This is a genomic window from Metabacillus sp. 22489 (assembly GCF_052044855.1).
GTDB classification, from domain to species: domain Bacteria; phylum Bacillota; class Bacilli; order Bacillales; family Bacillaceae; genus Metabacillus; species Metabacillus niabensis.
The window spans coordinates 37,616-63,969 of sequence record NZ_JBQENT010000028.1 but is presented as its reverse complement, the minus strand read 5'-3'; the positions used below and the strand labels follow the sequence as shown (position 1 = coordinate 63,969).

The 26,354-nt window shown below is 37.5% G+C and carries 23 protein-coding genes and 1 tRNA gene; 21 read left to right on the top strand and 3 right to left on the bottom strand.

All coding sequences use genetic code 11. From position 1 onward, the window contains the following. Window positions 1–384: 384 nt before the first annotated feature. Window positions 385–1,182, bottom strand: a complete 798-nt coding sequence (gene bacA / locus ACTJJ9_RS16300) for an undecaprenyl-diphosphate phosphatase (RefSeq protein WP_440768759.1) — start codon at window positions 1,180–1,182, stop codon at window positions 385–387. A gap of 623 nt (window positions 1,183–1,805) precedes the next feature. Here bacA and ACTJJ9_RS16295 point away from each other — a divergent pair. The 15 genes from ACTJJ9_RS16295 to ACTJJ9_RS16225 all read left to right on the top strand — a co-directional run bounded on the left by ACTJJ9_RS16295 (window position 1,806) and on the right by ACTJJ9_RS16225 (window position 16,917). Continuing rightward, entirely contained in the window at window positions 1,806–2,765 is a 960-nt protein-coding gene (locus ACTJJ9_RS16295; RefSeq protein WP_440768758.1) for a LacI family DNA-binding transcriptional regulator, read from the top strand. A 96-nt stretch (window positions 2,766–2,861) separates the two neighbouring features. Further along, window positions 2,862–3,641 (top strand): Cof-type HAD-IIB family hydrolase, encoded by a 780-nt coding sequence (locus ACTJJ9_RS16290; protein WP_440768757.1) that lies wholly within the window; start codon window positions 2,862–2,864, stop codon window positions 3,639–3,641. 35 nt (window positions 3,642–3,676) lie between these two features. Then, window positions 3,677–4,435, top strand: coding sequence for a phosphoribosylformimino-5-aminoimidazole carboxamide ribotide isomerase (hisA, locus tag ACTJJ9_RS16285; protein WP_440768756.1), 759 nt, complete (start codon window positions 3,677–3,679; stop codon window positions 4,433–4,435). A gap of 116 nt (window positions 4,436–4,551) precedes the next feature. Then, window positions 4,552–5,076 carry a DinB family protein gene (locus tag ACTJJ9_RS16280; protein ID WP_440768755.1) on the top strand — a complete coding sequence of 175 codons (525 nt, stop codon included), beginning with the start codon at window positions 4,552–4,554 and terminating at the stop codon, window positions 5,074–5,076. Between the two features lie 361 nt (window positions 5,077–5,437). Continuing rightward, window positions 5,438–5,854, top strand: coding sequence for a MarR family winged helix-turn-helix transcriptional regulator (locus tag ACTJJ9_RS16275; protein ID WP_095301422.1), 417 nt, complete (start codon window positions 5,438–5,440; stop codon window positions 5,852–5,854). After that, complete coding sequence (locus ACTJJ9_RS16270) at window positions 5,844–7,022, top strand: MFS transporter (protein ID WP_440768754.1); 1,179 nt, start codon at window positions 5,844–5,846, stop codon at window positions 7,020–7,022. Before ACTJJ9_RS16275 ends, ACTJJ9_RS16270 begins: the two co-directional genes overlap by 11 nt. A gap of 12 nt (window positions 7,023–7,034) precedes the next feature. Continuing rightward, complete coding sequence (locus tag ACTJJ9_RS16265) at window positions 7,035–7,943, top strand: 3-hydroxyacyl-CoA dehydrogenase (RefSeq protein WP_440768763.1); 909 nt, start codon at window positions 7,035–7,037, stop codon at window positions 7,941–7,943. A 270-nt stretch (window positions 7,944–8,213) separates the two neighbouring features. Next, window positions 8,214–8,783, top strand: a complete 570-nt coding sequence (locus tag ACTJJ9_RS16260) for a pyridoxamine 5'-phosphate oxidase family protein (RefSeq protein WP_440768753.1) — start codon at window positions 8,214–8,216, stop codon at window positions 8,781–8,783. A gap of 33 nt (window positions 8,784–8,816) precedes the next feature. After that, entirely contained in the window at window positions 8,817–9,221 is a 405-nt protein-coding gene (locus ACTJJ9_RS16255) for a GyrI-like domain-containing protein (protein ID WP_440768752.1), read from the top strand. 532 nt (window positions 9,222–9,753) lie between these two features. Further along, complete coding sequence (locus ACTJJ9_RS16250) at window positions 9,754–10,620, top strand: carbohydrate ABC transporter permease (protein ID WP_440768762.1); 867 nt, start codon at window positions 9,754–9,756, stop codon at window positions 10,618–10,620. Next, a complete protein-coding gene (locus tag ACTJJ9_RS16245; RefSeq protein WP_095301417.1) occupies window positions 10,620–11,447 on the top strand; it encodes a carbohydrate ABC transporter permease in 828 nt (275 codons plus the stop codon). The genes ACTJJ9_RS16250 and ACTJJ9_RS16245 overlap by 1 nt, the downstream gene beginning before the upstream one ends. A gap of 323 nt (window positions 11,448–11,770) precedes the next feature. Continuing rightward, window positions 11,771–13,075, top strand: coding sequence for an ABC transporter substrate-binding protein (locus ACTJJ9_RS16240; RefSeq protein ID WP_145582317.1), 1,305 nt, complete (start codon window positions 11,771–11,773; stop codon window positions 13,073–13,075). Between the two features lie 110 nt (window positions 13,076–13,185). Next, window positions 13,186–15,003: a sensor histidine kinase gene (locus tag ACTJJ9_RS16235; protein ID WP_440768751.1), complete on the top strand. Its 1,818-nt coding sequence runs from the start codon at window positions 13,186–13,188 to the stop codon at window positions 15,001–15,003. Then, on the top strand, window positions 14,984–16,558 hold the full coding sequence (locus tag ACTJJ9_RS16230) for a response regulator transcription factor (RefSeq protein ID WP_440768750.1): 1,575 nt from the start codon (window positions 14,984–14,986) through the stop codon (window positions 16,556–16,558). The genes ACTJJ9_RS16235 and ACTJJ9_RS16230 overlap by 20 nt, the downstream gene beginning before the upstream one ends. Window positions 16,559–16,644: 86 nt before the next feature. Next, on the top strand, window positions 16,645–16,917 hold the full coding sequence (locus tag ACTJJ9_RS16225) for a hypothetical protein (protein ID WP_440768749.1): 273 nt from the start codon (window positions 16,645–16,647) through the stop codon (window positions 16,915–16,917). Window positions 16,918–16,964: 47 nt separating this feature from the next. On the opposite strand, the gene manA is transcribed toward ACTJJ9_RS16225, so the two are convergent. Then, on the bottom strand, window positions 16,965–17,912 hold the full coding sequence (gene manA, locus ACTJJ9_RS16220; RefSeq protein ID WP_440768748.1) for a mannose-6-phosphate isomerase, class I: 948 nt from the start codon (window positions 17,910–17,912) through the stop codon (window positions 16,965–16,967). A 284-nt stretch (window positions 17,913–18,196) separates the two neighbouring features. Here manA and ACTJJ9_RS16215 point away from each other — a divergent pair. Further along, window positions 18,197–18,270 (top strand) — tRNA-Gly (locus ACTJJ9_RS16215). A 106-nt stretch (window positions 18,271–18,376) separates the two neighbouring features. Here the strand turns inward: ACTJJ9_RS16215 and ACTJJ9_RS16210 are convergent. Continuing rightward, window positions 18,377–19,039: a B3/B4 domain-containing protein gene (locus ACTJJ9_RS16210; RefSeq protein WP_440768747.1), complete on the bottom strand. Its 663-nt coding sequence runs from the start codon at window positions 19,037–19,039 to the stop codon at window positions 18,377–18,379. A 79-nt stretch (window positions 19,040–19,118) separates the two neighbouring features. On the opposite strand from ACTJJ9_RS16210, the gene queG reads away from it, so the two are divergent. The 5 genes from queG (at window position 19,119) to yhbH (ending at window position 25,889) form a co-directional block, all read left to right on the top strand. Further along, window positions 19,119–20,255: a tRNA epoxyqueuosine(34) reductase QueG gene (gene queG, locus ACTJJ9_RS16205; protein WP_440768746.1), complete on the top strand. Its 1,137-nt coding sequence runs from the start codon at window positions 19,119–19,121 to the stop codon at window positions 20,253–20,255. 256 nt (window positions 20,256–20,511) lie between these two features. Next, window positions 20,512–21,405, top strand: a complete 894-nt coding sequence (locus ACTJJ9_RS16200) for an amidase domain-containing protein (RefSeq protein WP_440768745.1) — start codon at window positions 20,512–20,514, stop codon at window positions 21,403–21,405. Between the two features lie 79 nt (window positions 21,406–21,484). Then, window positions 21,485–21,967, top strand: coding sequence for a tRNA (uridine(34)/cytosine(34)/5-carboxymethylaminomethyluridine(34)-2'-O)-methyltransferase TrmL (trmL, locus tag ACTJJ9_RS16195; RefSeq protein WP_440768744.1), 483 nt, complete (start codon window positions 21,485–21,487; stop codon window positions 21,965–21,967). Window positions 21,968–22,524: 557 nt separating this feature from the next. After that, window positions 22,525–24,420 carry a PrkA family serine protein kinase gene (locus ACTJJ9_RS16190; protein ID WP_095301407.1) on the top strand — a complete coding sequence of 632 codons (1,896 nt, stop codon included), beginning with the start codon at window positions 22,525–22,527 and terminating at the stop codon, window positions 24,418–24,420. Window positions 24,421–24,719: 299 nt separating this feature from the next. Next, window positions 24,720–25,889, top strand: a complete 1,170-nt coding sequence (gene yhbH / locus ACTJJ9_RS16185; protein WP_440768743.1) for a sporulation protein YhbH — start codon at window positions 24,720–24,722, stop codon at window positions 25,887–25,889. Window positions 25,890–26,354 lie beyond the last annotated feature (465 nt).

Here is a 26,354-nt window from a genome sequence, read left to right as displayed (position 1 = left end):
TTTTGAGACCTCCGAGTAGATGTTTTGTTCCTTTAGCTGGCCGGCTCAGGACACATTTATCTTATCAAGAGGTCTTTTTTCTATCAAATTTCATTTTCACTTATTACAGGAATGCTGCCCCCATAGTTGAAGAAGAAAAACTAAAACTAAAACTCTAGAGAGGACGATACAATCCTTTCTTGTTTTTGGAAAACTTCTATAACCTGAGTATATCAAAGGTTTCCATAATTAGGATTAAATTTCCTTATACTGTAGTAGCTGTTTATCCTCTAATTACAAAAAATGGTGTGTCAATACTGTTGTCAGTTTACACACCATTTCCTTTGTCTATTTAAAATTTGTACTCCAAAACGAAAGCCTTTGAGACGATCCCCATGCCTCTTTTTATAAAATAAAAATCCAAAACACAATCGCTAGTAAAAAGCGATAAATAGCAAAAGGAATGAGCTTAATCTTATTAATTAGGCTAAGGAAGAATTTAATCGCGATTAACGCGACAACAAAAGCTGTTACAAACCCTGTAATAAACAATGGCAAATCACTGCTGCTTAAATGATTCCAGCTTTCGAGTAAATCCTTTCCAGAGGCGGCAAACATAATCGGAATTGCCATAATAAACGTAAATTCTGAAGCAGTCCGATGATTCATGCCTACGAGAAGACCGCCTGATAACGTTGCTCCTGACCTTGAGAAGCCAGGCATTAACGCTAAGCATTGAAAGAGCCCGACAGCAAATGCTTGCTTATAGGAAATTTGGTCAAGTGTATGTGCAATAGGTGCTGGTTTGAATTTTTCAGCAATTATCATTAGCAAACCACCAGCAACTAATGTCATAACAACCGTTTGTGGTGAAAACAATACATCCTTGATCGTATCATAAAAAAGGACGCCACCAATTCCGAACGGAAGCATACCAATCCCAATATGGAACACGTTTAGCTTTCCTAAACTATCCTTCTCTTCACTTTTATGTAAGCCTAAAATCGTAAGAATTCTCCTCCAAAATAGAACAACAACTGCTAGAATCGAGCCTAACTGAATGACAATTTCAAAGGTTGAGGCACGTTCCCCATGAAAATTTAGAAGATGGCCAGTAAGGATTAAGTGACCAGTTGAAGACACTGGTGCAAATTCTGTTAACCCTTCGACAATCCCCATGATGATGCCAATGATAATATCCATTCGATTTCTCCTTTATCAAATACTCTTTTAAACAATATCAAAAAACCAGTAAATGTAAATAGGGTGGTTTTAAGTAGATTTTAAATTTTCGTTACGATATTTTCCTGTTATTCTCCGAACAAATCGGAAGTAGAGGTGACATTTTTGTCACTTTGAAGTGAAGGTTGGCAGACAATTTCAACAGCTGCTTTTACTCGTACTTATTGAATGATTTTTCGAGTTTTAAATAGAGCATTTTTAGTTTGTATGAACAATTTGAAAAAACATGAAAATAACTGTTTGACATGGAACGCGTTTCATCAATTAGACTTAAGCCAAATAATAGGAAGTGAGGAGAGTCTAATGATTTCAATAATCATCCTTTGCTTTGTGATATATTTGGCATCATACTTCTGTTTAAAGGCATCAGGACAATCAATGGACGTTAAGTCAATGAAGGACTTTGACGATTATTTTATTTAAAAGTAACGCTTCCATTTAGGTTTTTAGATGGTAGCATTGTTTTGCACTTCTCTTTTTAGGAAATGGTATGATGAACGGGGATAGACTATAAATGGAACCCTATCAGGCTATACTGCCGGTTAAACGTGATAAGATGACATGTTTGAAAAAAAGGTGAGCAAATGACAAATATTAAAGATTTAGCGAAGTTGGCTGGAGTTTCTGTAACGACTGTATCTCGTGTGTTAAATGATCATCCATATGTAAGCAAGGAAAAACGGGATGCGGTTTTAAAGGCGATCGAGGCAACGAATTATTATAAAAATATTAATGCTGTGCATTTAAGTAAAGGGAAAACAAATATGATGGGGGTTGTCGTTCCCTTTATTGATCATACGTATTTTGCCTTTTTAATAAAGGGAATTGCCAAACAGGCTTTAAAAAATAATTACAAATTAGTGTTGTTTCAAACGGAATACCAGAAGGATCGGGAACTTGAAGCATTAGAAATGTTAAAGCTTAAGCAAATTGATTCGTTAATTTTTTGCTCGAGAGCCTGTGAGTTTGCCATTATTGAAGAGCATATGTCATTTGGTCCGATCGTTCTTTGTGAGCATATTGAAGGGAAGCGGATTTCTTCAAGCTATGTGAATCAATACAACGTTTTTTTTGAAGCGTTAGAATATTTGTTTGAGAAGGGGCATCGCCGGATTGGCTATAGTATTGGGAGAAGGACAGGGACAAATAGCTATGAGCGGGAAATGGCCTATCGTGATTTTCTCACTAAATATCAGCTTCCGTTTCAACAAGAGTATATTATTGATGGCTGTCTCTATTTTGAGGATAGTGAGAAAGTAATGAAGCGTATCAAACAGATGACAAAGCCTCCCACTGCATTGTTGATTACGAGTGATCAAGTTGCGGCAGGGGTTGTTACTTATTGTCAAGCAAATGGGATAGCGATACCAGAGGAGCTTTCGATTATCGGCTTTGATAACCAGCCGATTGCGAAAATGATGAATATTACAACGATTGATATTCCGCTGTTTGAAATGGGTGAAAATCTTTTTCTGCAAGCAGTTGCCGAGGAGATTTCAAATAAGGAAATGTCCGTGAAACTCATTGAAAGAGGTACGGCTTAACGCTGTTTTCTGATAGAATATTTATATAGAGAAAAAATAAAATGTAACATTCTTTGTATGGGGACAAAACATTAACGAAAGAAAGTTGGAATGCACATGACAAATCAGAGCGTAATCTTCTTTGATATTGATGGGACGTTATTGACTCATGAGAAGGAATTACCAGCATCGACAAAGGAAGCGATTTTCAAGCTGAAAGAGCTAGGACATGAGGTAGCCATTGCGACTGGGCGAGCTCCGTTTATGTTTGAAGACATTCGTGAGGAATTAGATATTCGCACATTCGTTAGTTATAACGGCCAATATGTCGTTTTAAACGGTGAGGTCATTTACGCGAATCGATTAAATATTCCAGCTCTTGAACGATTAACAGAAAAAGCATTATTAAATCGACATCCGGTTGTGTTTATGGACCATGAGGATATGAAGGCGAATGTTCCAGAGCATGCTTATATTCGGGAAAGCATTGAAACGTTAAAAATTAACCATTTTCCAACACATGACCCGAATTATTATAAAGGTCGCGACCTCTATCAATCACTGCTTTTCTGTCCAGAAGGTGAAGAAAAGCAATATGAGCAGGAATTTGCTGAATTTGATTTTGTTAGATGGCATCCTGTATCTGTTGATATCCTGCCTAAGGGTGGTTCAAAAGCGATCGGAATTGAAAAAATTGTGGAAAGATTAGGATTCCCGAAAGAAAGACAATACGCCTTTGGTGATGGGCTAAACGATTTGGAAATGCTGTCTGCGATTGAAAATAGTGTTGCGATGGGGAATGCAGAGGATAAGGTGAAAAAAGCTGCCAAGCATGTAACGAAATCTGTTGAAGACAATGGAATTCTCCATGGCCTTCAAATGGTTGGTCTTCTGTAGTAGGAGAAAAAGAAACAGAGAGGTTCGTGAATGAGATGAAGTTTAGACCATGTATCGATATCCATCAAGGTAAGGTGAAGCAAATTGTTGGGGATACACTCACTTTGGATAATCGTAAGGTTGTAGAAAATTTTGTATCAGAGCATGATTCTGATTATTATGCAGCGATGTTTAAGGAAGACAATCTAACAGGTGGACATGTCATCATGCTCGGAGAAGGGAATCATGATACAGCTATCCGTGCATTAAAAGAATATCCAAACGGGCTGCAAATTGGCGGTGGGATCACTGCTGAAAATGCAGGCGAATATTTGGAAAATGGCGCTTCACATGTCATTGTTACCTCCTACATATTCAATAACGGGGAGCTCAATAAAGAGCGGTTAGAAGCGCTTGTGAAGGAAGTTGGCAAAGAACGGCTCGTCATTGATTTAAGCTGTAAAGAAAAGGATGGGAAATGGTTTGTCGTAACGAATAAATGGACGACATTTACCAATTTTGAAATCAATGCAGCGTCAATTAAGGAAATTGAAGGCTACTGTGATGAATTGCTCATCCATGCGGTTGATGTTGAAGGAAAGCGGACGGGAATTCAAGAAACACTTGCTAAGCAATTAGCTAGCTGGGTCTCAATTCCGACAACCTATGCAGGCGGAGTACGCTCTATCTCTGATTTAGAAGCATTTCGTCAGTTAACAGATGGTAAGCTTGATCTTACAATTGGCAGTGCATTAGATATATTTGGGGGGAATCTTCCTTACAAGCAAGTTGTTGACTATTGCCGTAAGCTTTAATGAGAATTTTACATCATCGAGGGTGACTCAAAAGGGTCAGAACCTTTCATTTGTTTGAAGGGTCTGAACCATTCATTTTGAGCCACCCTTATTTTTTAAAAAGGGGGCTGTTAAAGGTGAATTTTCGCTTAGATGAGGCGATTGAAGTTTTGGAGCGCACGCCAATTTTATTAAAAAGCTTTTTGACTGGATTATCAAATGGATGGCTGCAGTGCAATGAAGGTGAGGGCACATGGAATGCTAGGGAAGTGGTTGACCACCTTATTGAAGCTGAAAAAACAAATTGGCTACCAAGATTACAATTTATTCTTAACGAAGGAACTGCAAAGCCATTTCCTGCATTTGACCGGAACGCCCATTTACTTCCAGGATCTTTGCAATCGATGGAAGAAAAGCTAGATGAGTTTGCAAGGATTCGAAACGAAAATATGATGAAGCTAAAGGAGCTTGTGACAAATGAAGAGCTTCTTGAGCTATCGGGCATCCATCCTGAGTTTGGCGAGGTAAAGATAAGAGAACTGATTTCGACCTGGGCAGTTCATGATTTCACACATATTGCGCAAATCGTCCGAGTCATGGCGAAAAGATACAGTACAGATGTTGGACCGTGGAAGGAATATTTAGGGATATTGAGGAAGTAGGTTTGGTTGGTTTTGTGTGGGAAACATAGATTCATTGTGGCGTTGATTCCTTAAGGAGTGAACGTTTTTTTATTTGGCTATGTTAAGGATTATTGTTGATATTTAAGCACTTTGTTGATTGGAGTGGAGGGCATGAGACTCCTGCGGGAGAAGCGTGTCAAAGGGAGACCCCACAGGAGCTTGCTCCGAGGAGGCTCCCGGACCGCCCGCGGAAAGCGAATGCCAGTAGCGGAAATCAACAACAGAGTTTAACAAAGCCTTTTATTTAAGAGGGGAGTTTATAGCTGTACAATTAAAAACAACTATTATATAATTAGTTAGTAAGGAATACTAACTAATTTCAATGAAAAAGGGGGCTTCTATGGATCTGTTTACAATGATTTACCGGTTTAATAAATTGTATGTTTTACGGCTTCAGGAAATTTGTTCGGCCTATGGAGTCACAGCTGTTCAATGGCTTGTTCTGCACCATGTCTACAATCATGAGGGATGTACGAGCATCGATATTGTAAAGGAATGGTCTGTTGAAAAGCCAACCGTATCTTCTTTAGTACGGAAGCTGAATGAGCAGGGCTTATTGCAGTTTAAAAGTGGTCAAGATAAACGGCAAAAGAATTTGTCTTTGACAGATGAAGGGAAAACCCTTTGCGAAAACATAACAAAGCAAGTGATCGAACTCCAATTATTTGTCGCAGATCCGCTATCAGAGGATAAAGTGAAGGAATGGATGGAAGAGCTAAAAATATTGGAGGAACGTATGAAGCAATATGAAAGATAAAATCTGGTCAAAAAATTTTATAGTCATCTCTTTAATTAATTTTCTATCCATTTTAATGTTCTACTTGTTAATTGTGACAATTGCAAGCTATGCGATTGAGACCTATCATGTTTCAACGAGTATTGCCGGCTTAGTTTCAAGTATTTATGTAATCGGTGCGTTGATTGGGAGGCTTTTAACGGGCCGATTAATCGGGAAATTGGGTCCGTCAAAAATATTGCGAATAGGTGTTATTTTATTTTTTATTAGCGCGTGCTTTTATTTCATTGAAATTCATATCGGATTTTTATTAGTGAATCGGTTTATTCAAGGCGTATTTGTTGGAATTATTGGAACAGCTGCTGGTACGATTGTTGCGCATATTCTTCCTGCTACTCGTAAAGGGGAAGGGATTGGCTATTATAGCTTAAGTGTTATTCTCGCAACTGCAATTGGGCCGTTTATTGGGATTTTCTTAATGAAGCTTGAAAATGGCAATGACTATATTTTCGGATTAAATGTCTTGCTTTCTCTCATTATGATTGGTGCTTTAGCTTTTATTCGTTTAGATAGAGAGCAGTTTCATTCAAATCAGCAGGAACAAAAGGAAGAATCGTTTCTTGCAAAATTTATGGAGCCTAAATCGATCCCGATTTCGTTTATTGCGTTATTAATGGGGTTTGCTTATTCAGGTGTCATGTCGTTTTTATCTTTTTATGCCAAAGAGGTTAACTTAGTTGAAGCAGCTAGTGTGTTTTTCATCGTTTATGCAGTTGCAACGATTTTTACCCGGCCATTTTGTGGGCGATTAATGGATGCGAAGGGACCTAATTTAATCGTTTATCCTTGTTTAGTCATTTTTGCAGCTGGGATGTATTTATTTAGTCAGGCAAGTAGCGGCTGGATGTTATTACTTTCAGCAGCTTTGATCGGGCTTGGATTTGGAAACTTTAACTCGATTGCCCAAACGATTGCTGTGAAGGTAACTGAGCCACATCGCTTTGGTTTTGCGACATCGACGTATTACATTTTTTATGATCTTGGACTTGGCTTTGGTCCGTACTTATTAGGCTTATTTGTCCCATTTGCAGGATATCGTTCCATCTTTTTATGGATGGTTCCAATTATTATCATAAGTATTCCGCTTTATGCCGTTTTACATGGACGAAAAGCGAAATTATATCTTTAGGAGGAAGAAATGATGAATTTTAAACATATTACAATTGCCGGAAGCGGAGTATTAGGAAGTCAAATTGCTTTTCAAACAGCATTTAAAGGATTTAACGTAACGATTTATGATATTAATGATGCAGCGATTGAGAAGGCGAAAGAACGAATTGCCAATTTAGAAGCTACATATTTTGATTATTTTAAAGAGGAGCAGGACGCAGTTAAAACAGCGCAATCTCGAATTCAATATGCAACAAATTTAGCAGAAGCTGTTGCTGAAGCAGATCTTGTAATTGAAGCAATCCCTGAATTAAAGGAAATTAAAGAAAGCTTTTATACAGAGCTTGGAAAGGTTGCACCAGCTCATACGATTTTTGCATCAAATTCATCTACATTGCTACCAAGTCAATTTGCTGAATTTACTGGTCGTCCTGAGAAATTTTTAGCTCTCCATTTTGCGAACCGCATTTGGATGAATAATACGGGAGAAGTGATGGAGCATCCGGGAACAAGTCAAGAGGTTGTTAAGGATGTATTACAATTTGCAGCTGCGATTGGAATGGTTCCACTTCATATTAAAAAAGAGCAGCCAGGCTATATTTTAAATAGTTTATTAGTTCCATTACTTGATGCAGCACAGCTTTTATGGGGAAATGAGGTTGCGGATCCATATACAATTGATAAAACATGGATGATTGCAACTGGTGCACCAATGGGTCCGTTCGCAATTATGGACGTCGTTGGATTAGAAACAGTCTATAATATCGTCAGCACAAAGGCTGCGAAGCATCCAAACCCTGAACAAAATGAATTCAAGCAAATTGCTGATCTCGTAAAAAATGAATATATTGATAAAGGGAAAATGGGAATGCAATCAGGTGAGGGATTCTATCAATATCCTAACCCTGCTTATAATGAGAAGGAATTTTTACAGCCATAAGCTTTATGTAAGGAAACTAGTGAAATCAATAATGAGAGCCTTTCATTTATTTGGAAGGCTCTTTTTTTGCCCCTTTAACTTATTAACGCGATGGGGGACTGTCCCCAAAAAAATAGATTGACGGAACACCTATTCCATAATAGAATAAAGAAAATTTTAACAAAATTTACCTTCGCGAAAACGGTTGTTTGTCTGCCTCTTAGATTATTGCCTATTGTCTCAAAGTGACAATAGGCATTTATTTTCTGAAATTTGTAAGGGGGAAGGGTTATGGGAAAGGTTTTTACGTCTATCCAAGCAAACCATGAGGAGTTTATTCGTAAGCAGCGGATTTTTTTCGTTGGTTCTGCACCATTATTAGAGGATGGTCATGTTAATATTTCGCCTAAAGGTCATGATGTTCTAAGGATTTTTTCGGCAAATGAGGTTGCTTATTTAGATTTAACAGGGAGCGGCAATGAAACAAGTGCACATCTCATCGATAATGGGAGAATTACCTTTATGTTTCTTGCATTTGAGGGTCCACCCTTGATTTTACGCTTATATGGAAAAGGAGAGGTTATCTTACCAGATACACCAAGGTGGAAGGAGCTCATCCCCCATTTCGATCTTCTTCCTGGGGCACGGCAAATTATTTATGCAAAGATCGATACTGTCAAAACATCATGTGGATTTAGCGTCCCATTTTATACCTACAATGGTGAACGCGATACGCTGCAGCAATGGGCTTTAAATAAAAGCGACGAACAATTAGAAGCGTATCATAAAAAGAAAAATTCAATAAGCATGGATGGAATTGTCACACCTATTGGGGAACAGTTTGTAAACGCAAAAAGTTAAGTACACACCATTAATAGATAAGGAAGTATACCTATGAAACTACATTTACTTACTAGCATTCGAACGAATAATTTTACTGATGATGAAATGATGGCGAAAATCAAAACGATGTGGGAGGAAGCTTCTAGCAAGCTAGAAAACAATAAAGAATGTGTTTATGGAGTTTATTATGATTATGAAAATAATTATAAAGGAGATTACTCAATAAGTGTTGCCATTGAAAGGGAAGGCAATAATGGGCTAGCCTTCATTGAAATACCGGATAACAAGAAATATGAGGTCTTTAAAGTCGATATGAATGATGAACAAGGCATCTTGAAAGCATGGAGTACCATCTGGAAGCAAGAAGAGACAGGTGTATTAAAGAGGGATTACTCTTATGACTTTGAAAAGTATTATCCTAATGGTGAAATTGAGATTTATATTGCAGTAAAGTAAGGGGAAAATAACTGCATTTATAAGAGGTAAAAGGAAAAGTAGAACAACAAATATTAATAAGACCAGCTCTTTTAGGGGTGGTTTTCTTTGTGTTTGGAAAAAAAATAAACTACTTTGAATCTAATAGAGAAAATGAAATTTGTATTGCAATAAGATGAGAAGAAAAGATAACTGCATTTATAAAGGAAAATCGGAAAAGAAATACGAATAAGACCAGCTCTTTTGGGGTGGTTTTCTTTGTGTTTGACAAAAAAAGTAAACTACACGTAAAAATCTGATATGTCACAAAAAGCTCCCACTTGTTAAAATCCGTTTTTATCTTCCTGAAAAAAAGGAGGTCAACATTGTGCACCTTTTTAGTCAATATCGTTTATCGTCTTAAAGCTAGATGCCCTTTATAATTGAAATTAAGTAAGCGTTTACAAAATACTCGTCAGGTGGTGGGAATAAGGTGAATACAAGGATAAATTCGAACCAACTGGAAACAAGCTCAGATGTAAATCTTAAATTGAAAACAAAACGAAAGCTATCGATGAAAAAGTTTCTATCGTATATGGCCTTTGTTGGTCCAGCACTACTATTTTTTATCTTGATTCAAATTATTCCTTTCTTTATGGGAATTTACTATTCCTTTACATCATGGAATGGAGTAAGCTCAACGATCGAATGGGTTGGCTTGGACAATTACGTGAAAATATTTACGGGAGACGAGAAATTTTTCAATTCCTTTTTATTTACAACAAAGTTTATGTTTGCGGCTGTCATTATAAGTAATTTAATTGGTTTTACATTAGCTCTACTATTAAATGCCGCATTAAAAACGAAAAATATTTTAAGAACCGTCTTTTTTATTCCAAATGTTATTGGTGGACTATTACTAGGGTTTATATGGCAGTTTATCTTTGTTAAAGGCTTTGCATCAATTGGTAACCTGACGGACATTGCTTTCTTCAAGCTTCCGTGGCTTGGTGATGAAGCAACTGCATTTTGGGGAATTGTTATCGTCTTTGCATGGCAAATTAGTGGTTATATGATGGTTATTTATATCGCAGCCTTACAAGGGGTGGATACGTCTTTACTAGAAGCAGCAAAAATTGATGGGGCTTCTAACTGGTCCGTTTTAACGAAAATCATCGTCCCGCTCATTATACCTGCATTTACGATTTGCTTTTTCTTAACGATTTCAATGGCATTTAAAATTTTCGATTTGAATCTTTCTCTGACAGGTGGCGGACCGTTTAATTCAACGGAATCGGTTGCGATTAATATTTATCAAGAGGCGTTTATGAATAATCGATATGGCTTAGGTACGGCAAAGTCGATTTTATTCTTTTTAATCGTCGCAGTCTTTACGACCTTCCAAGTGTTGTATACGAAGAAAAAGGAGGTTGAGGCATAATGTTAAGAAGGTATACATTTCAAACATTTATATTAGAGATTGTTGCCATTATCCTCGCTCTTATTTTTCTCGTACCATTTTATTTTGTCTTTATTAATTCAGTAAAAAGCTTTTCAGAGATATTATTAGATGCAGCTGCGTGGCCAAAGGAAATTTTATTTAGCAATTACGCGAAGGTATGGGAGATTATTAGCTTTGAGCATGCTTTCTTTAATTCCCTTATTATTACGGTAATAAGCATTGCTGGAATTGTCGTCATTAGCTCAATGGCTGCGTGGAAAATGGTGCGTACACCAGGAAAGGTAAGCAAATTTCTCTTTGTATTCTTTGTTTCTGCAATGGTCATTCCCTTTCAAACAGTGATGATCCCGCTTATGAAGCTTGGGGGCATGATGGGGATTATGAATAGCATTCCAGGGATTGTCATTATGTATTTTGGCTTTGGTGTTTCTTTATCGCTTTTCCTGTTTCACGGTTTTGTTAAAACAATTCCACAGGAAATTGAAGAATCTGCTAGAGTAGATGGATGTAGCCAATTCGGAGTTTTTTGGAGAATTGTCTTCCCGCTATTAAAGCCGATTACCGTAACGGTTATCATTTTAAATACGTTGTGGATATGGAATGATTACCTGCTTCCACTACTCGTGCTCCAGGATGCCGAGCTGCGGACAATTCCATTAGCGACAAGCTCGTTCTTCGCTCAATATACGAAGCAATGGGATATGGGTCTAGCAGCACTAGTACTTGGGATTGCACCAATTATCGTTTTCTTTCTGTTCTTACAAAAGCATATTATTAAAGGTATTGCTGCTGGTTCGATTAAGTGAGAGGGAGAGAAGGGGGACAGTCCCCACAATTGTTGTGGGGACTGTCCCCAAAAAGACGAATTTCTAGCGCGACAAACTCATTTTTCGCTTAAGAATAGGATGCAATTTGGCAGTTTAATACTAGTAAAAGCACGAATTATCGTTGGTTACTCCTCTAGCAGTTTATGAAAGGGAAGCAGCCTGTTTAAATGAAGTCATGGCCGTATGTAAAGTGGCTGTTTTAATTAATGGGGGACAGTCCCACTACCATCGTGGGGACTGTCCCCCAAAAAAGAGTCACTTTTATATAAAAGATAGATAACATAACAAGGAGGTCAATGGGGATGAAGAAGCTCTTGCTCGTATGTTTATCGATGTTATTTTTGGTTGGGATGATTGTTGGGTGTAGTTCAGGGGGGAAGCTGGAAACAGGTGGACAGTCTAATTCTAATTCTGATACGAATACCGATTCTGGTGATAATGGGGATGTTGTGACGCTTAATTTATTTCAATTTAAAGTAGAGATTGCTGACCAACTACAAGAAATGATTAATGAGTTTGAAAAAGAGCATCCGAATATAAAGGTAAAGCTTGAAAGTGTTGGTGGTGGTGCAGATTACGGTGCAGCGTTAAAGGCGAAATTTGCCTCAGGTGAAGAGCCAGATATCTTTAACAATGGAGGCTTTAAAGAGCTTGAATTGTGGAAGGAGCATTTAGCGGATTTATCAAATGAGCCATGGGTTGAGCATGTTCTTCCAATTGGGAAGGTTCCGATGACAGGTGAGGATGGAAAGCTATACGGGATGCCTGTAAACCTTGAAGGATATGGCTTTGCTTATAATAAGGACTTATTCAAAAAGGCAGGAATTACAGAAACGCCGAAAACACTTAGTGAATTAAAAGAGGCAGCTCAAAAGCTAGAGGATGCAGGAATAAAAGCATTTTCGGCAGGATATGGGGAATGGTGGGTTATTGGACAGCATTTATTAAACATTCCATTTGCCCAACAGGAAGACCCTTCAGCATTTATTGATGGATTATATGATGGTTCAATGAAATTTGCCGATAATGAGAAGTTTAAGCAATTTAAGGAAGTCATTGATACAGAAATAAAATATGCAACAGGAAACCCGCTTACAACCGATTATAATACACAAGTAACATTGTTTGCTTCAGGTGAAACAGCAATGCTTCAACAAGGTAACTGGACTGAAAATATGATTTATGAAGTGAACCCTGAGATGAATATGGGCTTTATCCCAATCCCGCTTAACGATGATGCAAATCAAGATGTTTTACCAGTCGGCGTACCGAACAACTGGGTATTAAACAAAAACTCAGAGCATTTAGAGGAAGCGAAAACATTCCTAAACTGGATGGTGTCCTCTGAAACAGGAAAACGTTATATTACCGAGGAGTTTGCCTTTATCCCAGCGTTTGATAATATTGAAGCATCTGGCTTAGGTGACTTAGGTAAAGAGGTATTAGAATATTCAAAGGCTGAAAAGACGATTCCATGGACTTGGTTTACATGGCCAGATGGAGCAAACAAAGAATTTGCCGCTGCGATTCAGGAATATGCAGCAGGAAAAATCGATTATGATACATTGCTAGAAAAATTCCAAGCGACTTGGGACAATTTAAAGTAAAATAGAGAAAAAAGCATGCCATGACAGTCGGCATGCTTTTTACCTATACGAATGTTTTAGAGACAGCATGAATAATCATGAAGAATGTCGGTAAGGAGGTTCTTTTAGGAATGTTCCGAACGAGTATACGAAATAAACTAATTGTTTTACTGCTCCTTATCACGATCGTTCCATTTGGGACCTCGATAGTGACAACCTATTTATATACGAAAGAGTCTTTAAAGGATAAATTTGTTGACGAAAACGTAAACCTGTTATATCAAGGGAAGTTGAATGTTGAAGGATATATTGATGAATTAAAAAATCTATCGCTATCGTTTTATACAAATATCGATTTTATGGCGTATTTACGAAATCCCGAGCTTGATGATGATTATCTTGCAAAGGAAACAGTGAAAAATGTCATTTTAACGATTCTTCACGCTGAGGAAAATATTAATCGAGTCAATATTGTATTTATAAAAGATGATCTAAATGTTTCCGTTTCAAAACGCTCAAGTGTTGTATTTTCTCCATTCATAGAAGAGCTTGAAGCGGAAAATTACGAAAAGGCATTAAAAAATAAGTACTATGTGTACCTTGAGCCGATGCACGTTGTTCAAGGTGAAAAAGCAGCAAATGATAAACGGAACAAGCGAGATATCTTTACGTTACACAGAGTGTTGCTTGATATACCTTCAAACGATTTATTAGGTTATATTTCATTAGATATTGCCCCGTCTCAAATTATTAATATAAGTGAGAAGCTTTATGTGAAAGACAAGGAAGAGTTTTATATTATTAGCTCAGAAGGAGAAATGATTTTTCAATCAAATAATGAGGTTTCTGAGGATGAGGCTTGGATTAAGAAATTAACCGCATCAAAGAAACAAAGTGGGACGATGGAGCTTGAAACAGATTCCTTTCAAGGGTTAATGATTTATGACAGAACGTCTGAAGCTTCTGGAGGCTGGATATTAGCTAAACGTATTCCGTATACATCTGTATTTGAAAGTGCCTTAAGTGTTGCGAAAATCAATATTCTTTTTGGGATTATTGGCTTATGTCTTGTTATTTTAGGTTCCTTTTTCGTTTCGTTTAAAATCACTTCCCCAATTCGAATATTGCTTCAGCATATTAACAAGGTTGAAAAAGGCGATATGAATGTCGAATTTGTTCCATTAGGAAAGGATGAAATCGGTGTATTAGGTAATCGTTTTCAGGAAATGATCGGGAAAATTAATCAATTAATTAACCGTGAATATAAGCTTGAGCTTGAAAATAAAACGAATCAATTAAAGGTTTTGCAATCACAATTAAATCCCCATTTTTTATATAATGCTCTGCAGTCAATTGGAACGGTTGCCCTTAAAAATAAAGTGCCACAAATCTATACGCTTGTGACCCATCTTTCGAAAATCATGAGGTATGGCATGAATATTGATGAGGATGTAGTTCCATTGGCAAAGGAGATTGATTACACAAAGGCCTATTTATTATTGCAAAGAGAACGATTTGGGGAGCAATTTACGTATTCATTAGATTTTGCGGAAACGGATTTATCGTTAACCGTTCCGAAAATGATTCTTCAGCCAATTATCGAAAATTATTTTAAGCATGGCTTTGACAGTCGAGCTGATTCAATTGGACAGCTTGCAGTTGAAGGGAAACGACAGGATGACATGTTCGTCATCACCATTCGGGATAATGGAATTGGCATGAGTGAAGCTCGACTAAATCAAATAAGACAAACATTAACAGACACACAGCAAGAAAGACCGACAAAAGGAACGAATATTGGATTGAAGAACGTCTATCTTCGGTTAAAGCTCTATTATGGTCAAAAAGGGACGCTGCATATTGACAATCAAAAAGATGGGGGAATTTACGTCTCGATTACATTTCCAATCGAAGCAAGGGGGACTTTGGATGAAGGCAATCATTATTGATGATGAACAGCATGTGAGAGAGGGATTGCTCTTATTAGCGGATTGGGAACAATTTGGCATTACCGATGTATATGAGGCAAAGGATGGTGCAGAAGCGAAGGAGCAAATTACAGAGCATCGACCTGAAATTATTTTTACAGATATGAATATGCCGAAAGTAGACGGAATTGATTTATTAAAATGGCTGCATGAAAAGAACCTGCAAAGCAAGATTATCGTTGTCAGCGGGTATGATGATTACCACTATATGCGGAATGCCCTTTGCTACGGAAGCTTTGACTATATATTAAAACCGATTGACCCCGTTATTTTAAATGATACGTTAGCACGTGCAACAAGTGAATGGAAAAAACAACAGGTTGCACGTGCCTCAACCTTGGAGGCGACAAGAGTCATAAATGAAGTAAAGCCGTTATATTGGGATCACCTTTTGACAAATTTACTTACTCATTCCGTCATTTCTCAAGAAACGGTCAACAAAATCCAAGCTGAATTTGCGATCAATCTAAAGCAGGTGCAATGCACAGTTGTTGTTTTAACACTTGTTCCGATCATTCAAAAGGCATTTGGTGAGGATAAAAATTTAGCGTTTTTTACACTATTAAATATTTGCAATGAAATCATTCAAGGGAAAAACAAACATGGGCTTTGTTTTCGCAACGAGACAAAGGACAACGAAATTGTTATGTTCATGTGGGAAAAAAGCGACTATTTAATCTCGCAAATTCATGAATGTATTTACAAATGCTATCAAATGAAGCTACCAATTGCCGTTGGTAAAGAATCACATTCATTGCAAGAATCGTATCAATCTGCGCTCCTAGCATTGAAAAAGCATAACCTATTAGGGAAAAGCAATAATATCGCCTATTATCATGATATGGCTAAAAGCTCTCTCCTCCATTTATTTGATTATTCGCAGGAGCTTATGTGGGCACTACGCAGTGGAAGCATGGAAAAGGTAGATGAAATTTTACAAGGATTATTTCACCGCTTGCAAATGAATCATGAGCTTTCGATGGAGCAAATTCAAGCTTGGGAAACACAATTTGAACAAATGCGTTCGAACTGGCTAAAGGAATATAGTATAGATGAAGCAACCGTCTTATATAATGGTGTGAACTATTGGGAGGAGGATGGATTGTTTTCCTTTCAAAAATTCAAAGAGGAGAAACGAAAGGAATTTCATCAATTGCTAGAATTATTATCAAAGGTAAAATACCAAAAGGATAAAAATAGTATCCAAGAAATTGAAGCATATCTTCGAAATCATTATGATAAGGAAATTACTTTACAAGAGATCGCGGATCGCTTTTATTTAAGCAGAGAATATATCTCACGGAGATTTAGGCAGGAATATGCTGATACCATTACAAATTACTTAACAAATATTCGGGTGATGAAAGCGAAGGAATTACTAGAAAACCCGCATTTGAAAATCTACGAGATTGCGTTTATGGTAGGTTATCAGAACGAAAAATATTTTAGTAAGGTGTTTAAAAAATCGACAGGATTCACACCAAATGAATACCGTGCTCAAGTCGTTTCGAAATAGAATGAAAACACAATTAAGAGAAAAGCCAACATCTTTCCTCAGAAAATGAATAATATATAGAAACTTTATTTTCGAGGAGGGATCATGTGAAGGATGTGAATGTGCAAATAAAGGAGCTTGAATTAAAAATAAAAGACCTAGAACATCAAATAGACCGCCTTGAGGATAGATATTCTAACCAGCTTGATGAAAATGATATACGTGCTGTCATTGACAAAGTGCTATCAGAAAAAGAATTTGCAACACCAAAGCAAGTAGAATCCTCAGTGAATGAAAGTCATCTTCAGCTAGTAAAATGGATTATTGGAACAGGGATTAGTGTAGCAGCAGTTATTGTTAGTATTTTTCAATTTATATAAGGGAAAGAAGAGGCTGCTTTTACTTTTAGCAGCCTCTTTCATTTTTATTATAGATATGAAGCGATTAAATCAGCATTTCCATTAAGTGTATATTGCCCGAACTCATATGGAAGCAGGAAGTGATCACCTTTTCTAAAGCTGTAGGTTGTTCCATTATGTGTAAGCTCACCATCACCATCTATTACACTAACTAATGTGAACGGTTTTTCCTGTGTTAATGTTGTCGTGCCTGAAAGCTTCCATTTTTGTACAGTAAAATATGGACATTCTACATATGTTGTCATTTCAGCACCATCGATTTGTTCTGTTGTTGGTGTTACCTCTGTATGAGAAGACGGTGTTTCTGTTACTTCAATGCTTTTTTCGATATGTAGCTCACGTAAATTTCCTTCTGCATCCTTACGGTTAAAGTCAAATACACGGTAAGTTGTATCGGAATTTTGCTGTGTTTCAAGGATGATTGTCCCAGCACCAATTGCATGAATTGTACCACTTGGAACGAAGAAGAAATCGCCAGGCTTAATTTTTACTCTGCGTAATAATTTGTCCCATTCACCATTTTCAATCATGCTCACTAATTCTTCCTTCGTTTTTGCATGATGGCCATAGATGATTTCAGCGCCCTCTTCACAATCAATGATATACCAGCATTCGGTTTTTCCTAGCTCACCGTTTTCATGCTCGTTTGCATATTCATCATTAGGATGAACCTGAACAGATAAATCTTGATTTGCATCAAGAATTTTCGTTAATAATGGGAAGCGGTCACCTTCGATATGACCAAATAACTCACGATGCTTTTCCCATAGCTCACCAAGGGTTACACCTTCATACTCACCATTTTTTACAACGCTTTGACCATTTGGATGTGCGGAAAAAGCCCAGCACTCACCTGTTGTTTCAGTAGGGATCGTATAATGGAAGGATGTTAATTTTGTTCCACCCCAGATTCTATCTTTAAATATTGGATTAAAAAATAATGGCTCTTTACTCATTCTCCAATACCTCCTTTATCATTTTACTTTATCTATTAGTTTATTTGTTACTTTATCTATTTTAGTAAATAATGTGGAATTGGACAATTTATTTTCGAAACATAAGAGTTATTTTAGTCGAATTTTAAGATGTTCGCAAAAAAACCTTGCGAAGCAGCATTTCTAGTTATATACTATTAAAGTATCTTTTTTGACGATTATCGACAAAAACCATTGGGATTTTTAAAAAAAATGTTGATTCTAGTAAAGATAACTGCTATAATGTTATACATGTCACATCACATGCGGGTGTAGTTTAGTGGTAAAACCTCAGCCTTCCAAGCTGATGATGAGGGTTCGATTCCCTTCACCCGCTCCATACATAATACTGGTTGCAACGCAGTGTTTCGTTTCTTAGATAAACGAGGCATTGCGTTTTTTAATGTGAAAAAGAGGTGAAGGCTTCATGCCAATCACCTTAAAGCTTAATAAATATCGAATGTAGCCTCGCCGCCATGTATTTGGGTAAACATTTTAGCCAATGCTTGTAACAATTGAGCAGCATCCTCTTTTGCTTGCGAAGGCTGCAAATAGACGAGATGTAACGCATCGGTCGTGCTTGTTGAGACGGCTGTTCGCTTTGAATCAACATAAGGGCTGCCAAATGGTCCGTTTTCATCAACAGATACAAGCTTTTTTGCCATTGAAACGTCACGACCATTGATGGCAAGATATGTCGCTTGATCTGTTCCAATTTCAATGCTAACATTACCTTTTATTTGCTTAACATCATATATTCCTAGAGGAATTTGATATTGAAGTGATAGAAAATTATTTAAATCGACTGCAGAGTTCACATAGTCTAAATATTGCTGCTTTTGGACACGACGATATAACGCTTCACTTGATGGACGATATCTCGACGGATCTGTTCCAAACGTTTTAAATAATTTTCGCCATTCATTAATTGCAGGTATTTCAGTGATCTTTTTGTCAGCATAATCAAAGTATAATGATTCTTGAAATAAACGTAATCGTCCCTTTAGCATTTGTGGTGATTCGGAGACTTGAATATTTTGATAATGAACGACACCTAGCTGAAAATCATTGACTAGCTGTTTAATCTTTTGGCTAATTTGAATTTCCATTTATTATTACCTCCACAATGTTCGTACATTTATTTTATCATAGATGAAGCAAAGTCTTTAAAAGGAAGGGGGAGAAGTGATGAATATTGAGCAGTTTAAAGAAGAGGTTATTGCCTATAGTAAGGAAATTGGCATTGATAAAATTGGCTTTACGAGTGCCAATACATTTGAAGAGCTCAGACAGCGCTTGATCAAACAGCAGGAATTAGGCTATCAATCCGGCTTTGAAGAGCCTGATATTGAAAAGCGAGTGACACCTGTTGCGTTACTGCCGAAAGCGAGCTCAATCATTTCGATTGCTCTAGCCTATCCTTCGAAAATGAAAAACGCACCGAGAAGTACGAAGGAAGAACGACGCGGGATTTTTTGCCGTGCTTCATGGGGACAAGACTACCATACGATCTTACGTGACAGGCTTGGGAAGCTTGAGAAGTTTTTAAAGGAAAAGGTACCTGACATTCAAGTGAAGTCAATGGTAGATACAGGTGAGCTATCCGATCGGGCAGTTGCTGAACGTGCAGGCATTGGCTGGAGCGGAAAAAACTGTGCCATTATTACACCTGAATTTGGCTCCTACGTATATTTAGGTGAAATGATTACGAATTTCCCGTTTCCTCCTGATACGCCAATGGAGGACCAATGTGGCAGCTGTACAAAGTGTCTAGATGTTTGTCCGACAGGAGCACTCGTCCAGGGAGGGCAGCTTGATTCAACAAAATGTATTGCCTTTTTAACGCAAACAAAGGGCTTTTTACCTGATGAATATCGAACAAAAATCGGCAATCGGATCTATGGCTGTGATACGTGTCAAACGATATGTCCAGTAAACAAAGGGAAGGATTTTCATTTTCATGAAGAGATGGAGCCAGACCCGGAAATTGCAAAGCCAAAGCTAAAGCCGCTGCTCACGATAAGCAATAAAGAGTTTAAAGAAAAGTATGGCCATATTTCAGGCTCTTGGAGAGGGAAAAAACCGATCCAGCGGAATGCCATTTTAGCACTGGCTCATTTTAAGGATACAACCGCACTACCCGATTTAATCCAATTGATGCATAAGGACCCAAGACCAGTTATTCGCGGAACAGCTGCATGGGCAATCGGAAAAATTGGTGGCGAGCACGTTGCAGAAGAGCTTCATAAAGCATACGAAAAAGAAAACGATGAAGAAGTAAAAGCAGAAATTAAAAAAGGATTGGCTTTTTTAGAAAAAAAATAAGTGGTTGCTTGCAAATGAACTTGTAAGCAGCCACTTTTTTGGTACATTTTAATAAACTCGGCGGGAAATCAACCAACTTCAACGGAAAAACTGTCAACTTTGGCGGAAAATTTGTCAACTTTCTGAAGAAATCAACCAACTTTCCGAAAAAATCTGTCATTCGACAAAAAACGTCATAGCTTCCCGCCTGATAAAAGACATTTCTTCATAACTATGACCATACCTTTTAATATAATACAGGTGGTGGTGAGGAGAAATGAAGCAACTGCTATTAGACTTCAATAAAAAGAAGCTCGACATGCTTATAAATAAAAAGCCATTCACGCAATATCGCGATGACGACCGAGAGTTTCAAGCGTTGGAACGGAGAGTACGCTTATGTGAACAGCGTGGAATTGAGATCATTAAAGGGATAACGGAAATCAAAATAACAAATGTTGCGGAACGGTCGCAAAAAATAAATGATGTCGAGTATACATGCCATCATAAATGGTTAACAAAACAAGATGACTCGATGTATTTAGAGGAACGATTTGAAGAGCGAAGTGCAAGAATTTTTCAGGATGAGCTTGTTGAGGATATGCTTATCGAAAAGCACGAGCCGGCGGTTGATCATCATGTAAGCAATGTAGAGCAGCTAACAAGAGAGCAGTTTACTTATGATCGACTTGCAGCTGTCCAGTATGCAGAGCTGTGGTGGAATAGTACAAATCCAGCTTATAAAAATTTTGAGGTCAATTGTACGAACTTTATTTCGCAATGCTTGCATGCAGGTGGTGCAAAAATGAGGGGCTACCCAAATCGCTCCAGCGGTTGGTGGATGCAAAACAATAATTGGAGCTATAGTTGGTCTGTAGCCAATTCAATGCGGATCTTTTTAGCGAATTCCAAAGCTGGCTTAAGAGCTAAAATCGTAGGTGAGCCTGAACAATTAATGCCAGGGGATGTCATTTGCTATGATTTTCAAGGTGATGGCAGATTTGATCATACGACATTTGTTGTGGCAAAGGATAAAAAGAATATGCCGCTAGTGAATGCGCAAACTTATAATAGTCGGATGCGCTATTGGTCATATGAGGATTCTACAGCCTATACACCTAACATTAAATATACATTTTTTCGAATTATCGATGATACGAGTTCAAAGTAAAAAGTGGTATAATGTCCTTTTGAAGGGTAAAGAGGGGCTCGAATGTCTAAAGGCTATCCTTCTTTAGTAAATAGTTGGGGTGGAAACAATGGCATTACACGTCGTATTATATCAACCAGAGATTCCTGCAAATACAGGAAATATTGCCCGTTCATGTGCGGCTACGAATACAACGCTACATTTAATTCGTCCACTTGGATTTTCGACAGATGATAAAATGTTAAAACGTGCGGGACTTGATTATTGGGAATTTGTGAATGTTGCTTTTCATGATTCATTAGATGAGCTTTATGGAAAATACCAAGATGGTGAATTCTTTTATTTAACGAAATTCGGTGAGCAGCCACATACGGCATTTGATTACAGTGACGTTGAAAAGGATTATTTCTTTATTTTTGGCCGTGAAACAACAGGCTTACCAAAGGATGTCATTAAGGCAAACATGGACCGCTGCCTACGAATTCCAATGACAGATGATGTACGTTCATTAAATTTAGCAAATACTGCAGCCATTCTTATTTATGAAGTATTAAGACAACAAAATTATCCGAGCTTAGGCTAGGTAAATCCTTGCTAGGACGAGAAAATGACTGATTCGATAAAGAATCAGTCATTTTTCGTGTACCCTTATTTTTTTACGCCTGGCTTGCTATCATATCCAGCAGTAAAGATAGCTGTTAGAAATGCTAAGCTAACACCAAGTATTAATAAAAATCCCATCGTGTTTGTCCCTCCCAAAATTCTTTACGAAATTAGAGCAAATCCACAGGGTATGTAATAAAGCATACTTTGAATCTTCCATTAAATCAACATGTACTAAAACGAAAAGATAACGATTACATCTTTTCCTATTAGGTTCCCCATGTATCGCGTGTTTTATCCTTTTTCCTAGTGAGCAAATTCTCATTTCACGAAAATTTGAACACCTGCAGGTAACCCCTAAGTCTTTCCTAATTATAACGTAATCAGCACTTGATGTGAATGTAAAAGAAGATTTTTACAATAAAATTTATCAGAATTAATCAAAAGCTTTTTAGAATGTTAAAGGACATCCTCGCATAAAGTGTATTAATCCGCACAAGGTTTTTACATCTACGACCAATGATGAAGGAGGTCCTTATGGATATCTTAAAAAAAATTGAAAAGTATAGAGAAGATGAGCAGCGTTTAAAATGGGAAGGAACCTTCGTAGAGTATTTGGATATTGTCAAGGAAAAACCGTGGGTTGCTCAATCGGCTCATTCGCGAGTATACAATATGATTAAAGATGCAGGTATTGAAGAGGTAGATGGAAAACGGAGATATAAGTTTTTTGACCACCAGCTATATGGATTAGAGGATGCGCTGGAACGCCTTGTCGAAGAGTATTTCCATCCTGCCGCAAAGCGTTTAGATGTCCGAAAGCGGATTTTGCTTTTAATGGGACCAGTAAGTGGTGGGAAATCGACACTTGTCACTATGCTTAAACGTGGATTAGAGGCTTACTCTTTAACAGATCGCGGTGCAGTTTATGCAATAAAGGGCTGCCCGATGCATGAGGATCCTTTACATTTAATTCCGCATCATCTTCGTGATGATTTTTATCAGGAATATGGCATTCGAATCGAAGGGAATTTATCACCGCTAAATGTGATGAGATTAGAGGAAGAATATGGTGGACGTATTGAGGATGTAAGGGTAGAAAGGGTATTTTTATCTGAGGATAAGCGGACAGGGATTGGAACGTTTAGTCCATCGGATCCGAAATCACAGGATATTGCCGATTTAACGGGAAGCATTGACTTTTCAACGATTGCTGAATATGGTTCAGAGTCAGACCCGCGTGCATACCGCTTTGATGGTGAGTTGAACAAAGCAAACCGTGGGATGATGGAGTTCCAGGAAATGCTGAAATGTGATGAAAAATTTCTCTGGCATTTGCTTTCCTTAACACAGGAAGGAAATTTCAAGGCAGGCCGCTTTGCCTTAATTTCTGCGGATGAATTAATTGTTGCACATACAAATGAAACAGAGTATCGTTCGTTTATTTCAAACAAAAAGAACGAAGCGCTCCATTCGCGGATTATCGTTATGCCTGTTCCTTACAACTTAAAGGTGAGTGAAGAGGAAAGAATTTATGAAAAAATGATTCAAGAAAGTGATGTTTCAGATGTTCATATTGCACCACATACATTAAAGGTAGCGGCGATGTTTACAATTCTCACGCGTTTAAAGGAACCAAAGCGCGGTGACATTGACTTAGTGAAGAAAATGAGATTGTATGATGGCGAAAGTGTGGAAGGCTTTAATTCAGTTGACCTTGCAGAGCTGCAAAAGGAATACAATGATGAGGGAATGTCAGGGATTGACCCGCGTTATGTGATCAATCGAATATCTTCAACGATTATTCGCAAGGATGTTCCATCAATTAATGCATTAGATGTATTACGTGCGCTTAAGGAAGGTCTTGACCAGCATGCGTCGATTTCAAATGAGGATAGAGAAAAATATTTAAACTTCATTTCTGTAGCTCGTAAGCTCTATGACGATATGGCGAAGAAAGAAGTACAAAAGGCGTTTGTTTACTCATATGAAGAGTCTGCGAAAACATTAATGGATAATTATTTAGATAATGTTGAGGCATATTGTAATAAAAATAAACTGCGCGACCCGTTAACTGGTGAGGAAATGAATCCAGACGAAAAGCTCATGCGTTCGATTGAAGAACAAATTGGCATTTCCGAAAATGCGAAAAAGGCGTTCCGTGAAGAAATTTTAATTAGAATTTCAGCATATGCTCGCAAAGGGAAACGCTTTGATTACAATTCACACGAACGGTTACGTGAAGCGATTCAAAAGAAGCTTTTTGCAGATTTGAAGGATGTTGTGAAGATTACGACATCGTCGAAAACACCTGATGAGCAGCAGCTTAAGAAAATAAATGAGGTTGTCGCACGTCTTATTGATGAGCATGGCTACAACTCAACATCGGCAAACGAATTGCTCCGTTATGTAGGAAGCTTATTAAATAGATAAAAAATAATGAGAAAAGACTGACGAATAGAAGCATCCTGTCAGTCTTTTTTTATCCCATTCTAAACGATAATGCTTGTCCGATATGTAACTGGGGACTTGTCTCATTTTAAATGAAACTCTGTTCGTTTTCGAAATTATTTGTCAATAAATCAAATCTTGCGCATAGGATAGAGTAATCCAATGAAAAAACAAACTGGCAATAGGGAAATAAATTTATTCATCCACGTTAGTGTATGCATGTTAAGTGAAAAATGTGACTCTTTTTTTAAAAAAATTTAATTTTTGGAGGGGGAATTAAGATGTCAGGTCAGGACCAAAATTTTGTTATTTCACAAGAAGATTGGACCCTCCATCGTAAAGGCCACGATGATCAAACACGCCATCAAGAAAAAGTACAGGAAGCGATTCGGAACAACCTTCCAGATTTAATCACTGAAGAAAGCATCATCATGTCAAATGGGAAGGATGTTGTGAAAATCCCAATTCGTTCTCTTGACGAATACAAAATCCGCTATAACTATGACAAAAATAAGCATGTAGGCCAAGGAGATGGAGAGAGTCAGGTAGGAGATGTCGTTGCCCGTGATGGTTCTCAGGCAGATGCAAAAGGCCCAGGCAAAGGTCAAGGGGCAGGAGATCAAGCAGGTGAAGATTACTATGAAGCAGAAGTATCGATCATCGAGCTTGAGGCAGCTTTATTTAAAGAGCTGGAGCTGCCAAATTTAAAGCAAAAGGAACGGGACAATATTGTTGTAGAGGATATTGAATTCAACGATATTCGAAGAACAGGTTTAATGGGAAATATCGATAAAAAACGGACGATGCTAGCAGCCTATAAACGGAATGCAATGGCAGGAAAATCTAACTTCCATCCAATATTTCCGGAAGACTTGAAATACAAAACCTGGAATGAAGTTGTCAAGCCAGAATCGAAGGCAGTCGTCATCGCGATGATGGATACAAGTGGGTCAATGGGACTTTGGGAAAAATATATGGCAAGAAGCTTTTTCTTCTGGATGACAAGATTTTTACGAACAAAATATGAGAAGGTTGACATTGAATTTATCGCCCATCATACAGAGGCAAAGGTCGTCTCAGAAGAAGACTTCTTCTCAAAAGGGGAAAGCGGTGGAACGATCTGTTCATCCGCATACCGTAAAGCACTTGAGATTATCGAAGAAAAATATAACCCATCACGCTATAATATTTATCCTTTTCATTTTTCAGATGGTGATAATTTAACGTCAGATAATGCAAGATGTGTCAAACTTGTAGGCGAATTAATGAAGGTTTCTAATATTTTCGGCTATGGTGAAGTAAATCAGTATAATCGTCACTCAACATTAATGTCCGCATATAAAAATATCAATGATGAGAAATTCCGCTATTATATCCTCAAGCAAAAGGCAGATGTTTTCCAGGCGATGAAAAGCTTCTTCCGTAAAGAAGACAATCAATTATATGCATAGCAAAAGAGCCCTTACTTATATGAGTAGGGGTTTTTATTTTTCGTTATCTTTAGAGAAGGATCTCCTTAGAAGGGGAACAGAAGTCATACGAAATGTAAGCTGTTTCAAAAAATGATGATAAAGGTTTAACTTTTCATCGCTTCATATGTAAGTAAATTTGAGATAAGGATGAAATGACTACGTAAAGGCGTGATTTAAGGGTACGATAGAGCAAAATATGACATATTTCACCGAAATTATGGACGTAAACACGTTAAACGATGAATCTTAGGTATGAAAATTTATCTGTAAGAGTTTTGTAAGAGGGAGTACATATAATGAGCTTTAGTCTAAAAATACCAATTTGTTTATTGTGTACACATTTCGAATGAGAGTGATGAAAAAAGATTAGAAAATAATTCTTATTGTATTAGTAATAAAGTAATATATACTGATTTTAAAGATATACAGATAGTAGTACTTTTT

What these genes read in the sequence shown, in the direction of transcription:
- bacA (WP_440768759.1), bottom strand. Translation starts at nt 1,182, where the DNA reads ATGGATATTATCATTGGCATCATCATGGGGATTGTCGAAGGGTTAACA.
- ACTJJ9_RS16295 (WP_440768758.1), top strand. Translation starts at nt 1,806, where the DNA reads ATGACAAATATTAAAGATTTAGCGAAGTTGGCTGGAGTTTCTGTAACG.
- ACTJJ9_RS16290 (WP_440768757.1), top strand. Translation starts at nt 2,862, where the DNA reads ATGACAAATCAGAGCGTAATCTTCTTTGATATTGATGGGACGTTATTG.
- hisA (WP_440768756.1), top strand. Translation starts at nt 3,677, where the DNA reads ATGAAGTTTAGACCATGTATCGATATCCATCAAGGTAAGGTGAAGCAA.
- ACTJJ9_RS16275 (WP_095301422.1), top strand. Translation starts at nt 5,438, where the DNA reads ATGGATCTGTTTACAATGATTTACCGGTTTAATAAATTGTATGTTTTA.
- ACTJJ9_RS16270 (WP_440768754.1), top strand. Translation starts at nt 5,844, where the DNA reads ATGAAAGATAAAATCTGGTCAAAAAATTTTATAGTCATCTCTTTAATT.
- ACTJJ9_RS16265 (WP_440768763.1), top strand. Translation starts at nt 7,035, where the DNA reads ATGAATTTTAAACATATTACAATTGCCGGAAGCGGAGTATTAGGAAGT.
- ACTJJ9_RS16260 (WP_440768753.1), top strand. Translation starts at nt 8,214, where the DNA reads ATGGGAAAGGTTTTTACGTCTATCCAAGCAAACCATGAGGAGTTTATT.
- ACTJJ9_RS16255 (WP_440768752.1), top strand. Translation starts at nt 8,817, where the DNA reads ATGAAACTACATTTACTTACTAGCATTCGAACGAATAATTTTACTGAT.
- ACTJJ9_RS16250 (WP_440768762.1), top strand. Translation starts at nt 9,754, where the DNA reads ATGAAAAAGTTTCTATCGTATATGGCCTTTGTTGGTCCAGCACTACTA.
- ACTJJ9_RS16245 (WP_095301417.1), top strand. Translation starts at nt 10,620, where the DNA reads ATGTTAAGAAGGTATACATTTCAAACATTTATATTAGAGATTGTTGCC.
- ACTJJ9_RS16240 (WP_145582317.1), top strand. Translation starts at nt 11,771, where the DNA reads ATGAAGAAGCTCTTGCTCGTATGTTTATCGATGTTATTTTTGGTTGGG.
- ACTJJ9_RS16235 (WP_440768751.1), top strand. Translation starts at nt 13,186, where the DNA reads ATGTTCCGAACGAGTATACGAAATAAACTAATTGTTTTACTGCTCCTT.
- ACTJJ9_RS16230 (WP_440768750.1), top strand. Translation starts at nt 14,984, where the DNA reads ATGAAGGCAATCATTATTGATGATGAACAGCATGTGAGAGAGGGATTG.
- manA (WP_440768748.1), bottom strand. Translation starts at nt 17,912, where the DNA reads ATGAGTAAAGAGCCATTATTTTTTAATCCAATATTTAAAGATAGAATC.
- ACTJJ9_RS16210 (WP_440768747.1), bottom strand. Translation starts at nt 19,039, where the DNA reads ATGGAAATTCAAATTAGCCAAAAGATTAAACAGCTAGTCAATGATTTT.
- queG (WP_440768746.1), top strand. Translation starts at nt 19,119, where the DNA reads ATGAATATTGAGCAGTTTAAAGAAGAGGTTATTGCCTATAGTAAGGAA.
- ACTJJ9_RS16200 (WP_440768745.1), top strand. Translation starts at nt 20,512, where the DNA reads ATGAAGCAACTGCTATTAGACTTCAATAAAAAGAAGCTCGACATGCTT.
- ACTJJ9_RS16190 (WP_095301407.1), top strand. Translation starts at nt 22,525, where the DNA reads ATGGATATCTTAAAAAAAATTGAAAAGTATAGAGAAGATGAGCAGCGT.
- yhbH (WP_440768743.1), top strand. Translation starts at nt 24,720, where the DNA reads ATGTCAGGTCAGGACCAAAATTTTGTTATTTCACAAGAAGATTGGACC.